9 protein-coding genes are annotated in these 13,244 nt (G+C 70.6%); 4 read left to right on the forward strand and 5 right to left on the reverse strand.

What is annotated here, in order from left to right:
- Positions 1 to 76 precede the first annotated feature (76 nt).
- Positions 77 to 427 (reverse strand): PRC-barrel domain containing protein, encoded by a 351-nt coding sequence (locus ABD347_RS16565; RefSeq protein ID WP_344361788.1) that lies wholly within the window; start codon positions 425 to 427, stop codon positions 77 to 79.
- 343 nt (positions 428 to 770) lie between these two features.
- Here ABD347_RS16565 and ABD347_RS16570 point away from each other — a divergent pair, with 343 nt between their 5' ends.
- The 4 genes from ABD347_RS16570 to ABD347_RS16585 all read left to right on the forward strand — a co-directional run bounded on the left by ABD347_RS16570 (position 771) and on the right by ABD347_RS16585 (position 9,264).
- Positions 771 to 5,348, forward strand: coding sequence for a HAMP domain-containing protein (locus tag ABD347_RS16570; RefSeq protein ID WP_344361791.1), 4,578 nt, complete (start codon positions 771 to 773; stop codon positions 5,346 to 5,348).
- 80 nt (positions 5,349 to 5,428) lie between these two features.
- Complete coding sequence (locus tag ABD347_RS16575) at positions 5,429 to 8,029, forward strand: SpoIIE family protein phosphatase (protein ID WP_344361794.1); 2,601 nt, start codon at positions 5,429 to 5,431, stop codon at positions 8,027 to 8,029.
- Positions 8,030 to 8,133: 104 nt separating this feature from the next.
- On the forward strand, positions 8,134 to 8,559 hold the full coding sequence (locus tag ABD347_RS16580) for a DUF6003 family protein (protein WP_344361796.1): 426 nt from the start codon (positions 8,134 to 8,136) through the stop codon (positions 8,557 to 8,559).
- Between the two features lie 150 nt (positions 8,560 to 8,709).
- Positions 8,710 to 9,264, forward strand: a complete 555-nt coding sequence (locus ABD347_RS16585; RefSeq protein ID WP_344361798.1) for a MarR family winged helix-turn-helix transcriptional regulator — start codon at positions 8,710 to 8,712, stop codon at positions 9,262 to 9,264.
- An 87-nt stretch (positions 9,265 to 9,351) separates the two neighbouring features.
- On the opposite strand, the gene ABD347_RS16590 is transcribed toward ABD347_RS16585, so the two are convergent.
- The 4 genes from ABD347_RS16590 to ABD347_RS16605 form a co-directional block, all read right to left on the reverse strand.
- On the reverse strand, positions 9,352 to 10,314 hold the full coding sequence (locus tag ABD347_RS16590) for a YihY/virulence factor BrkB family protein (RefSeq protein WP_344361801.1): 963 nt from the start codon (positions 10,312 to 10,314) through the stop codon (positions 9,352 to 9,354).
- 76 nt (positions 10,315 to 10,390) lie between these two features.
- Positions 10,391 to 11,239 carry an RNA polymerase sigma factor SigF gene (locus ABD347_RS16595; RefSeq protein WP_344361804.1) on the reverse strand — a complete coding sequence of 283 codons (849 nt, stop codon included), beginning with the start codon at positions 11,237 to 11,239 and terminating at the stop codon, positions 10,391 to 10,393.
- A gap of 121 nt (positions 11,240 to 11,360) precedes the next feature.
- On the reverse strand, positions 11,361 to 12,524 hold the full coding sequence (locus ABD347_RS16600) for a phospholipase D-like domain-containing protein (RefSeq protein ID WP_344362381.1): 1,164 nt from the start codon (positions 12,522 to 12,524) through the stop codon (positions 11,361 to 11,363).
- 311 nt (positions 12,525 to 12,835) lie between these two features.
- Complete coding sequence (locus ABD347_RS16605) at positions 12,836 to 13,186, reverse strand: STAS domain-containing protein (protein ID WP_344361807.1); 351 nt, start codon at positions 13,184 to 13,186, stop codon at positions 12,836 to 12,838.
- Positions 13,187 to 13,244: the final 58 nt, after the last annotated feature.

Consider the following 13,244-nt stretch of genomic DNA (forward strand, 5'->3'; position numbering starts at 1 on the left):
ACGCATAATGGGCCGCACTCGCCGGGGTCCGGCGGTCTGCGCCACCCCCTCGGCGGGAGCGGGACGGCGGAGTGTGTCAGGTGGCGGGGCCGCCGTAGTAGCCGCCGATCCGCTGGTGGTAGCCCGGGTCGCCCAGGTCCTTGTCCGGGTCGAACTCGGGAGCGTTCCTGATCTCCTCCCGGCTGCGGTCCACGCGGATCGTATACGTCTCCAGGTCGATCTCGGTCACCGTGCCGGCCGGCAGCAGCACACGCCTGCCGAAGATCCATGGTCCGGTGTCCACCACGAGGTAGGCGGATCCGGCCTCGTCGGAGTGCTTGTCGACCGTGCCGACGCTCCCGTCGGTCGCTTCGACGCCGTAGCCCACGAGCTGGGCGTCATCAATCCGGCTGATGACGGACGGGTACTCCCACAGATTTCCGGCCATGAGGATTCCTCGGTCCGGCCCCGCGCGGGGACCTGATCAGTAGGGTTGTCGGTTCCTGGCCGCGCTTGTTCCCTGCGGCCGCCCGCTCATGCGCGGCGGCGTCGCGGCACGGGGCGCCGCGCGCAACGCTCCGTCGCACAGGAAGGGCTCGATCCGGCCAGAGCTGGCGTGAACTGCGCTTTGGGGTGCAATTGCCCTGCTGATGTCGCGTGGGTTAGCCTGCGGCGTATTTGTCGTACGGCAATGGTTAAGTGTCGAAAGAGTGGCATGGGGCCACCCGGGTGTCCGGGCGTGCGTCTGTTCGGTCTTTTCGTCGCGGCATCTGAGCGGAACGAGGTTGGTCATGGCTGAGACGGCGGTCGAAGGTTCACGTGCCGTGCCGCGGTCACGGCCCTCCCGCGGGGGCGGCAAGGTGGGCGAGGCCGAGCTCCGGCAGTTGCTGGCCGGCCTCACAGCGGTACGGGACGGGGATTTCGGCACCAGGCTCCCCGACGAGGAAGACGGGCTGATCGGCGAGATCGCCACCGTCTTCAACGGCATGGTGGACCAGCTCTCGCTGTTCACCTCCGAGGTGACCCGTGTCGCCAGGGAGGTCGGCACCGAGGGGACCCTGGGCGGACAGGCGGTGGTGCCCGGAGTGTCAGGCACCTGGGCGGACCTCACCGACTCGGTGAACGCCATGGCCGGGAACCTGACCACGCAGGTCCGCGACATCGCGCAGGTGGCGACCGCGGTGGCCAAGGGCGACCTCTCGCAGAAGATCGACGTGGACGCCCGGGGCGAGATCCTGGAGCTGAAGAACACCGTCAACACGATGGTCGACCAGCTCTCCGCCTTCGCCGACGAGGTCACCCGCGTCGCCCGCGAGGTCGGCAGCGAAGGGCGGCTGGGGGGACAGGCCGAGGTGCCGGGCGTCGGTGGCGTCTGGCGCGACCTGACGGACTCGGTGAACTTCATGGCCGGCAACCTGACCGACCAGGTCCGTAACATCGCGCAGGTCACGACGGCCGTCGCCCAGGGCGACCTCTCCCAGAAGATCACCGTCAACGCGCGCGGCGAGATCCTGGAGCTCAAGAACACCATCAACACGATGGTCGACCAGCTGTCCTCGTTCGCCGACGAAGTCACACGCATGGCACGGGAAGTGGGAACCGAGGGGATTCTCGGCGGCCAGGCCGACGTCAAGGGGGTCTCCGGCACCTGGCGGGACCTGACCCACTCGGTGAACTTCATGGCCGGCAATCTCACGGCCCAGGTGCGTTCGATCGCCCAGGTCGCGACCGCCGTGGCCAGGGGCGACCTCTCGCAGAAGATCGACGTGGACGCCCGGGGCGAGATCCTGGAGCTCAAGAACACCATCAACACGATGGTCGACCAGCTCTCCGCCTTCGCCGACGAGGTCACCCGCGTCGCCCGCGAGGTCGGCACCGAAGGACGGCTCGGCGGCCAGGCCGACGTCAAGGGGGTCTCGGGTACGTGGAAGGACCTCACCGAGTCGGTGAACGTGATGGCCGACAACCTGACGGCGCAGGTGCGGTCCATCGCCGAGGTGACCACCGCCGTCGCCCAGGGTGATCTGTCCCAGAAGATCCGGGTCGACGCCCGGGGCGAGATCCTGGAGCTGAAGGAGACCATCAACACGATGGTCGACCAGCTCTCCGCCTTCGCCGACGAGGTCACCCGCGTCGCCCGCGAGGTCGGCACCGAAGGAAACCTCGGCGGGCAGGCGACCGTCCGGGGCGTGTCCGGCACGTGGAAGGACCTCACCGACAACGTCAACGTCATGGCCTCCAACCTGACGGGCCAGGTGCGGTCCATCGCCCAGGTCGCGACCGCCGTGGCCAAGGGCGACCTCTCACAGAAGATCACCGTCGAGGCGAAGGGGGAGGTCGCCGCACTCGCCGGGGTGATCAACACCATGGTCGACACGCTCTCCGCCTTCGCCGACGAGGTCACCCGCGTCGCCCGCGAGGTCGGCACGGAGGGCCAGCTCGGCGGCCAGGCGCGCGTCCCCAACGTGGCGGGCACCTGGAAGGACCTCACCGACAACGTCAACTCGATGGCGAACAACCTGACGAACCAGGTGCGCAACATCGCCCTCGTCACCACCGCCGTCGCCAACGGTGACCTGTCGAAGAAGATCGACGTCGACGCCCGGGGCGAGATCCTGGAGCTGAAGACGACCATCAACACGATGGTCGACCAGCTCTCCGCGTTCGCCGCCGAGGTCACCCGGGTGGCGCGTGAGGTGGGCAGTGAGGGCCGGCTCGGCGGGCAGGCGGAGGTCGAGGGCGTGTCGGGCACGTGGAAGCGCCTGACCGAGAACGTCAACGAACTCGCGGGCAACCTGACCCGGCAGGTGCGTGCCATCGCCGAGGTCGCGAGCGCGGTGGCCGAGGGCGACCTGACCCGCTCCATCACCGTCGACGCCTCCGGCGAGGTCGCCGAGCTCAAGGACAACATCAACTCGATGGTGGAGTCCCTCCGCGAGACGACCCTGGCCAACCAGGAGCAGGACTGGCTCAAGTCCAACCTCGCCCGTATCTCCGGCCTGATGCAGGGCCACCGGGACCTGGCCCTCGTCGCTGAGCTGGTGATGGACGAGCTCACACCGCTGGTGTCGGCCCAGTACGGCGCCTTCTACCTGGCGGAGGAGTCCACCGGCGGCGCCGAGCTGACGTTGATCGGCTCGTACGGCCGCCCCGCCGACTTCACCGGCCACGCCCGCTTCAAGCTGGGCGAGTCCCTGGTCGGACAGGCCGCCCGCAGCCGCCGGACGATCGCCGTCGAGCAACTGCCCGCCGACTACGTCAGCATCTCCTCCGGGCTCGGCGAGTCCGCCCCGGCCAGCCTCATCGTGCTGCCGATCGTCGTCGAGGACCAGGTCCTCGGCGCCATCGAGCTGGCGTCGTTCACGCCGTTCACCCCCGTGCACCGGGACTTCCTCGAACAGCTGATGGAGACGCTGGGCGTCAACGTCAACACGATCGTCGCCAACGCCCGCACCGACGAGCTGCTCGACGAGTCCCAGCGGCTGACGGCGGAGCTCCAGGCGCGCTCCGAGGAACTGCAGGTACAGCAGGACGAGTTGCAGCGCTCCAACGCGGAGCTGGAGGAGAAGGCCGCGCTGCTGGTCGCCCAGAACCGCGACATCGAGACCAAGAACCTGGAGATCGAGCAGGCGCGGCAGGAACTGGAGACGCGGGCACAGCAGTTGTCGCTCGCCTCCAAGTACAAGTCGGAGTTCCTGGCCAACATGAGCCACGAGCTGCGCACCCCGCTGAACAGTCTGCTCATCCTCGCCCAGCTGCTGGCGCAGAACCCCACCCGCAACCTCACCCCGAAGCAGGTCGAGTACGCGGGCATCATCCACTCGGCCGGATCCGACCTGCTCCAGCTCATCAACGACATCCTGGACCTGTCCAAGGTCGAGGCCGGCAAGATGGACATCAACCCGGAAGTGGTGGCGCTGCAGCAGCTCCTCGACTACGTCGAGGCCACCTTCCGGCCGATGACCACGCAGAAGCACCTCGATTTCACGATCAGCACCGCTCCCGGCGTGGCCACCGACCTGCTGACCGACGACTCACGGCTGCGGCAGGTACTGCGCAACCTGCTGTCCAACGCGGTGAAGTTCACCGAGCGGGGCAGCGTCGAACTGCGCATCGAGATGGCCGCGGAAGCCGAGCTGCCGCCCTCGGTGCACCGCGGCTGGCCCGTGGTCGCCTTCCGTGTCAAGGACACCGGCATCGGGATTCCCGAGCAGCACCTGGAAGCCATCTTCGGTGCCTTCCAGCAGGCCGACGGCACCACCAGCCGCAAGTACGGGGGCACCGGCCTGGGCCTCTCCATCAGCCGGGAGATCGCCCATCTCCTCGGTGGCGCGGTCACCGCCGAGAGCGCGCAGGGCCGCGGCAGTACGTTCACCCTGTACCTGCCGGTGACGCGGGGCGACTGGGAGGCCGGCACCGTCGCCGTCGGACCGGCGCGGACCGCGCTGGACCACGCCCTCGATCCCACCCTGAGCGGCCCGGTGGCCCGCCTCGCCCCGGCGCCGCGGCAGAAGCGGCGGCTGCTGGTCGTCGAGGAACGCGGCAGAGGGCTGCTCTCGCTGGTCGCCGAGAGCGCGGTGGCCGATCTGTCCGGCAACGGCGATCTCGCGAAGCGTACGGCGGACATGGAGGTCATCACCGCGGTGGGCGCGCAGGAAGCGGCCGAGAGCCTGGCCGCCGGGCCCTTCCACTGTGTCGTCCTGGAGCTCGACATGCCCAAGGACGCGGCGATGCGGTTCCTGGACGCCATGGACGGGGACGCGGCGGTGACGACCGTACCGGTCCTGGCGCACAACAGCCGGCGCCTGGAGCGGGCGCAGGAGGAGAAGCTGCAGTCCCGTTCGGCCACCCGGCCGCTGGAGTTGATCTCCAGCCTGGACGAGCTGCGTGAACGGATCGCGCTGCACCTGTCGGCGGAGGAGCCGGGGGACGTGCTGCCGCTGGTGCGCGCGGAGGAGACACGCCAGCAGTCCTCGCAGCCCGTCGACGGCTCCCTCGCCGGGCGTACCGTGCTGGTGGTGGACGACGACGCCCGCAACCTGTACGCCATCAGCGGCATCCTGGAGCTCCACGGCATGGAGGTCCTGCACGCCGAGGACGGGCGCAAGGGGATCGAGGCGCTGCGTGAGCACCCCGAGATCGACCTGATCCTGATGGATGTGATGATGCCCGAGATGGACGGTTACGCCGCGACCTCCGCGATCAGGGAGGACCCGGCGTACGCCCGGCTGCCCATCATCGCGGTGACGGCGAAGGCGATGCCGGGCGACCGGGAGAAGAGCCTGGCGTCGGGGGCGAGCGACTACGTCACCAAGCCGGTGGACGCCAACGACCTCGTCGCCTGCATCGGGCGCTGGCTCCGCGCCTGAGGCGTGCCCGCGGGCCGGTCCGGCCCGCGGTTCCCGCCCCATCCCCACCGTTCGTCTCCGACCGAGGAGCCAGCACCACCATGAGCACTCCTGAGCATCTCGGGCAGCCCGTCCCGGAGGGCGAGGCGCTGATGCCCGGGCATTCGCAGCGGTCGGGGGCCTCCCTCCCCGTCCGGCCCGGCACGGCGCCGGACACGGACGCCGCGTCCGGGGCCGCCCCGGCCTCCGCGGCCGTCCCGCCCGGGCGGGAGCCGGCACACGACACGTTGGTCCCGTTCGGGAGTGACGCCGAGGGGGCCACGGTGGCAGCCCCCGCCGCGCGGGAGACGACGCGCGTCGGCAGGCTGGCCGCGACGGTGGAGCGCCTGCGCGGCGAGATCAGGGCGGCGCAGGCGGCGGCCGACGGGCGCGCCCTGATCGAGCTGGCCAAGGGCGTGCTGATCGAGCGGCTCCGGTGCGGCCCCACCGTGGCCGCGCAGCAACTGGAGGCGCTCGCCGAGGAGTCGGGCCTCTCGCAGCTGGAGCTGGCGGCGGACATCGTCAACCAGGCGGCGCGGGACCACGTCACCGAGATCGCCACCGGCTTCGTCCGGCGGACCAGTGAGGAGGCGGCGGCCGCCGCGGAGGACGAGGCCGGGGAAAGCCCCTCGGTCGGTGTACGCCTGCGCACGGCCGAGAGCGGCGCGCTGGCCGCGGGAGACACCCAGGCGGTCGCCGAGTCCTTGCTCGACCACGCCCTGACCCCGCTGGGGGCCGTCGCGGTGGCCGTGTGGACGGCGGGTTCCGACGCGTCGCTGACGCTGGCCGGGCACGCCGGGTTCCCCGCGGACGAGGCCGTCCGCTGGCGGTACGTACCGCCGGGGGTCTCCACCCTGGCCCGCCAGGCGCTGAGCGAACGGCAGGCCGTGCGGGCCGCGTCGCAGTCCGCGCTGGGGCTGCCCTCCATCGGCTGGTCCCACAACCCGGGTGGCGGCCGCGTCGCCGTCCCCGCCGGAACCGGGGGCCGCCTCCACGGGATCCTGGAGATCTGCTGGCCCGGCGCTCTGGAGCCGCAGCCGCCGCAGATCGAGCGGCAGATCGAGGCACTGGCCGAGCTGTGCGCCCACACCCTCGAGGGCCGGCCGGGTTCGGCGCCCACCCCCTCCGCGGCCGCCTGGACGACCACGCCGGACCTGTCCGAGCTGGTGGACCTGGCGGAGGGCCTGTACGACCCGGCGCTGGTCCTGACCCCCTTCCTGGGGCCCGACGGCCAGCTCGCCGACTTCCGCGTCCACCACGTCAACAGCCACTTCGTCGATCCGGCCGGCCGGCCGCGCAGCGCCGTGAGCGGGGCGTTGCTGCTCGAGGCCTACCCCATGGCGGTGGGCGGCAGTGAGCTGTTCGCGGAGATCGAGCGTGTCTACGCCACCGGGGAGCCCTTCCGTGTGCGTCGGATGACCCTGACCGCCCTGGTCGACCAGGTGCCGCTCGACGCCGTGGCCGACATCAGCGCCAGTCGGCACGGCAGCAGCGTGCTGCTCATCTGGCGTGTCGAGGACGAGGCGGCGCGCGTGGCGCACCTGCTCCAGCACGCCCAGCGCCTCGGCAGGATCGGCGGCTTCGAGGAGAACGTCGTCACGGGGCAGATCGTGTGGAACGACCAGTTGTTCGACCTCTACGGGCTTCCCCGCACCACGCGTCCGGTGCCCCTCGAGGAACTGGCCGCTCACGCCCACCCGGACGACGCCGTGTCCATCGGACGCTTCCTGCGCTCGGTGCTGCACAACCGGCGGCCGGCGTCGGCGGCCTTCCGGTTGCTGCGCTCCGACGGTGTCACCCGCCACATCAGGGTCATCGCGGAGCCCGTTCTCGACGCCGACCAGAGACTGCTCGCGGTACGCGGTGCCTACCAGGACATCTCCGCGCAGCACTGGACCGAGGTGGCGCTGGCGGCGACGCGCGACCGGCTCGCCCGGACCGAGCAGGAGGCCGCCGAACGCAACCGTCTGACGCTGCAACTGCAGCACGCCATCATGCCGCCCACTCAGGCCCCGCTGGACAGTCCCGGGTTGCAGATCGCCGTGCGGTACCGGCCGGCGGAGTCGGAGTCCATGGTGGGCGGCGACTGGTACGACGCCGTCGTCCTGCCCTCCAAGCAGGTTCTGCTGTGCGTCGGAGACGTGGCCGGGCACGGCATAGAGGCCGCCACGAGCATGGTGGTGCTGCGCAACGCGATGCGCGGTCTGGCGGTTACCGGCGCCGGACCGGGGCAACTGTTGTCCTGGCTGAACCTGGTGGCGCACTACCTCACCGAGCCCGTCACCGCCACGGCCGTGTGCGGCCTGTACGACCCCCACAAGGGGACCCTGCGCTGGGCGCGGGCGGGTCATCTCCCGCCCCTGCTCATCCGGGGCCAGAAGGCGACCACGCTGCGCACGGTCAGCGGCATCCTGCTCGGCGCGGTGTCGGAGACCTCGTACGAGGAGGAGGAGTTGCAGATGGCTCCTGGCGACACCCTGCTGATGTACACCGACGGCCTGGTGGAACGCCGGGACGAGTCGGTCCAGGACTCCCTGGCCCAGTTGCTCACCAACGCCCGTATACCGACCAACACGCTTGAGCAGCGGCTCGACGGTCTGCTCACGCACAGCAAGTCGGACACCGACGACGACACCTGTCTCATCGGTATCCGAGTGGTATGACACGTCGTCCGCGCGGCCCGAGCGGTTCGTGCGGCGCCGGTGTCAGAGCCCGCCCGTGCCCTGTCGGGCGCGGGCGGGACCGATCGAAGGAGGCGCTTGAGACGATGGCCGACGACGCTTACCTGTTCCTGCTCCCCGACCGGCACCCCCGGGTGGGCGCGGCCCTGGCGGCCGTCGACGACGGGGAATGCGCGGAAACGCCCGCCGTGCGCGCGTGGCTGGAGGCCCATGAGGTGGCGGCGTCCTCGGACCGGGTCAGGATCCTGCCCGCCGGGGCCGAAGCGCTCGTTCCCCAGGGGGTCGAGTGCCTGCCCGTTCCGTTGAGTGCGGAGGAGTCGGCGCGCGTGCACCAGGAGTGCGCTCCGCACTCGGTCACCGAGGCGGAGGCCGGGCTGGTGGCGTTCCGGGAGACGACCCAGGACTGGGAGGCGCTCGTGCGCCGGGCCCTGACCGCCGGCGTCCCCGCGTCCCGCGTCGCCGAACTCACCGGTCTGGATCCCCGGGACATCGGCCGCCTGAGCGGGGCGTGAGCCGCGCGACCGCTCGATGGCTCGACGAGCTGCCGCAGACGCCGGGGCATGGACATGGGCATAGGCTGGCCCGACACCCATGACGTCCCCGACCGCCGGCGGGGGCTCCACGGGTATGAGGTTGTCCGTCAGCAGTATCGAGGAGGGCCCATGTCTCAGCGCCGGACAAGGCCGTTTCAGGGTCTCACGGGGGAGAACGCACGTTTCGAGACTTCCGCGGGCGCCGACCGGGATGCCGCCGCGCACGCCGCCCGCGAGGTGATCGAACTGCTCGAAGTGCTCTGGAACAAGGGCCGCGACCTGACCTCACCGGCCCCGGTGTCCGCCTCACAACTACGCGTGCTGTACATCCTGGACCGCGAGCACCCGATCAACCTGCGCACGCTGGGGGACGTCCTGGGATCGGCGCCCTCCTCCATCAGCCGGATGTGCGACCGCCTCGACGCCCTCGGCTACATCGAGCGCTCCCCCAGCACCGCCAGCCGCAGGGAAGTGGACCTGCGCCTCTCCAGCCGCGGCCGCAAGCACCTCAAGGACCTGCGGGCCCGGCGCGAAGCCGCGCTCCTCGACGTCATCGACGCCATGCCCCACGCACAACGCGCCGCACTCACCGCGGGCCTGAGCAGCTTCCGCCACGCCCTCGAGGAGAGCGGGACGGTGGAGGAACCGCACAGAGACGGGCCGGCGTCCGCCGAGACCGCCTGACCCGCACGCACGCACCCACGCGCATCCGCACCGTCGCGGAGCGCGCCGACCGCTCGTCGTTCCTCGTCGTTCCGCACGTCGTTCCGCTCAGCGTCCGGGCCCGGGGTCCGGGTGGACGGGCTCGGTGGCACCGGCCCGGGCCGCTTCGAGCTGGGCGGCGAACGCGATGCCCAGGAACAGCGCGGAACCGGTCACGTTCGCCCACAGCAGCAGGGCGACGAACGCGCTCAGTGGGCCGTACACGGCTCCGAACGAGCCGCTCTCGTTGATGTAGAGGGCCAGCAGACCCGTCGCGCCGACCCACAGGATCAGATGGACGCCCGACCCGAAGATGAGCCAGGTGTAACCCGGCTGATCGCGGCGCGGCGCCCACCGGAAGATGACGGCCGACGCCAGCGCCGCGAGGATGATCCCGACCGGCAGATGGACACGGCCCCACCAGGTGACCAGGGACGGCGGCCAGTGCAGCGCCTGGACCACGGCCTGCCCGATCTCCTCCCCCGCGACGATGGCGAGGAATCCGCCGCCGAGCGGGAGGCCCGCGCACAGGGCGAGGACCACACCCCTGGCGTACTTCATGACGAAGGGCCGGTCACGCTCGATGCCGTATATGCGGTTGCAGCCGCGTTCGATCTGGCCCATGGCCGATGCCAGGTTGACCACCGCGAAGCCCAGGCCGAGCCACATGGCCACCGCGCCGGCCGTGCCACCGGCGCTGCGCCGGGTGTCGGCGAGCACCTGGCGCACCACGTCCCCGCTGATGCCGGGCACGATGCGGGCCAGGGCCGACTCGATGGCCCGCCCGAAGCCTTCCGTGTGCATGGTCGTGGCGATGCCGACGAGGGCGATGGTGAACGGCACGACGCCGAGGACCACTTGGTATCCCAGGCTCCGCGCGAAGCTGAACCCGTCCGCGTAACGGAAGCGTGCGAAGGAGTCGGTGACCAGCTTGCGGCCGCCGTAGCGCCGCAGGGCGGCGAAGGCCTCGTCCCCCGACAGCTCGGCGCCGACCATGTCCCGGGTCTGTGGTACGTGTACGGCCGTTCCCATGGCGCCCTTCCGCTGCCCTCCGTCGCACCGGGCACGGCCGGCGCGGACATGTGTGCCGGCCCGCCGGCGCTCCGGCTCAGTCCGTGGCGAGCATTCCGGCACGCAGCCGGCCGAGCATGCGGGTGAGCAGACGGGAGACGTGCATCTGGGAGACGCCGAGTTGTTCGCCGATCTCCGCCTGGGTGAGCTCTTCGACGAAGCGCAGGTGCAGGATACGGCGGTCGCGGTCGTCGAGGCGGTCGATGAGGGGGGCCAGGGACTGGAAGTTCTCCACGAGTTCCATGCGCGGGTCCTCGGCGCCGATGAAGTCGGCGAGAGCGGTGTCGTCGTCGTCCGAGTTGGTGATCGCGGCGTCGAGGGAGGTGGAGCTGTAGCCGTTGGAGGCGAGACGGGCTTCGATGACCTCGTCCTCGGAGAGGCTCATCAGGGCGGCCAGTTCGGAGACCTTGGGGGCGCGGCCGAGCCGGGTGCTGAGTTCCTCGGTCGCCTTCGCCAGCTCGACGCGTGCTTCCTGCAGGCGTCGCGGCACGTGCACGGCCCACGAGGTGTCGCGGAAGAACCGCTTGATCTCGCCGACGATGTACGGCACGGCGAAGGTGGGGAACTCGACTTCCCTGGAGAGCTCGAACCGGTCGATCGCCTTGATCAGTCCGATCATTCCGACCTGGACGATGTCTTCCATCTGGTCGCCACGGCTGCGGAATCTGCCGGCCGCGTAGCGGACGAGCGACATGTTCATCTCGATGAGGGTGTTGCGGGCGTACTGGTGCTCCGGCGTGCCCTCCTCCAGGACGGCCAGCTTGTCGAAGAACATTCTCGACAGGGCACGGGCGTCCTTGGGGGCGAGACTCCCCGGGGCGTCCACCTCCGGCAGGTCCGTGACACCGGCTCCGGTCTCCGCTCCCCTGGCCACAGCAGTCGTCATCGCCCTGTCCCCTCCCGCGTACACACATGTCCATTGATCATCTGGCGAGCCAGTGATCAGCGCGTACCCCGTGCCGCGTTTCCCATGCCTGGCGATTCGTACGCGGTGCGGGCCGGCGCTTTCAGAGGAAACGCCGGATGGGACTGACCGCGGTCTCCAGGGCGCGGTGGAGGACGGAGCGCCTCCTCCAGCCGGTGGGGCTGAGCGGCCCGCTGACGGCGAGGTCCTCGTCGAAGTCCTCGTTGAGGGTGGCGGTGAACGACTCGTCGAGCACGGCGAGCATCACTTCCTCGTCGTGGTCCATGGAGCGCCGGTTGAAGTTGGTCGACCCGATGAGGGACGCGACCTCGTCCACGGTGATGATCTTGGCGTGCATCATGGTGGGCCGGTACTGGCGGATGTCGACGCCGGCCGCGAGCAGGGTGCTGTAGTGGCGCTGCCCGGCCAGCTGGCTGGCTCGCTGGTCGGTGTACTCGCCGGGCAGCAGGATCTGCACGGTGACCCCGCGCCGTGCGGTGGCGCAGAGCAGGTCGACGAAGTACTGGTCGGGGGCGAAGTACGCGGTGGCCAGCCGGAAGCGCTTCTCGGCGGAGGTGAGCATCACCCGGATGAGCGTCTGCATGTCCTGCCAGCCGATGCTGGCGGAGCCGCGCACCACCTGCACGACCGAGTCGCCGTGCTGGGAGTGCTCGGTGAAGCGGTCCCGGCTGTCGTACAGCTCCGCATGGCACTCCGCCCAGTTCTGGGCGAACGCCGCGGCTATCCCGTCGACGGCGGGGCCGCGCACCTGGACGTGGGTGTCGCGCCACTCGCCGGGGTTGCGGGCGTCGCCGCACCATTCCTCGGCGATGCCGACGCCGCCCGTGAAGGCGGTGTGCTCGTCCACGATCAGGGCCTTGCGGTGGCAGCGGTGGTTCTGCTTGAGCGGTGAGAGCCACAGCGGCTTGCGAAACCACGCGACATGGACGCCGGCCGCCTCCATGTCGTCGAGCAGGCCGCTCTCGATCCGCCGGGCGCCGAAGCCGTCGAGCAGCAGCCGTACGCGCACTCCGGCCCGGGCGCGGTCGGCGAGTGCCCCGGCGAACTCCCGGGCTATCTCCCCTCGCCAGTAGATGAAGGTCATCATGTCGATGGTGTGCTCCGCGCCACGGATGGCCCGGAGCATCGCGGGGAAGATCTCGTCGCCGTTACGCAGGCGGAGAACCTGGTTGCCTTCGGTGGCGGCGGCCCCGATCAGGCACTCAAGGCGCCGGCGCAGCCGCTGCTTCTGTTCCCGGACGCTCACCTCTGCGGCGAGGTCGACGGTTCTTACGGGGTCACTGACACTCACGACGGCTCCACGGCTCACGGGGCCCCCGGTGCCTTGACGGCCGTGGACCCGCGTCGATACGGACGATGCTCCACATTCCCTGGCACGGTTGTTCCACGCCGAACGAACCCGCGACTCGTGGCGCGGGCGGCGGAGGTCAGCCGTCCGCACCGTCCTCGGCGACCCGGCACAGCAGGTCTCCGGGCCGGCACTCGCTTCCACGAGGCGGGCGGGCCCGGCCGTGCCGAGCCGAGTCGGCAGCAGTGACCGAGCGGACCGCTCCGGGTTCAGGCCGCCAGTGCGTCGCCGACCGTGGCGTACAACGGGATGGCCTGACCGAGGCCCACGAGTTCGATGACTCTGAGGACCGAGGGCTGGGGGTTCGCCAGGCGTACCCAGCCGCCCTTGCTCCGGGTGCCGCGCTGGGCGCGGAGGAAGGCGTTGACTCCGGAGGAGTCCATGAACGTCAGGTCGGACAGGTCGAGCAGCAGGCGGTGCACGTCCTGATCACGCAGGGATCCGACGGCTTCCTCCAGGAGGGCCACCCCGTCGTAGTCCAGCTCACCACCGATGGTCACGACCCCGACGCCGACCGGACGACGCACCTCGATGTGGACCCGCATCCCGGACTGCTGCATTCCCGCTTCCTCCTCATTACGCGCTCGGTACCCGCGCGGTGGTACCGGTCCCGCTCAC

The sequence above is a fragment of the Streptomyces gobitricini genome (assembly GCF_039532985.1).
GTDB lineage: Bacteria > Actinomycetota > Actinomycetes > Streptomycetales > Streptomycetaceae > Streptomyces > Streptomyces gobitricini.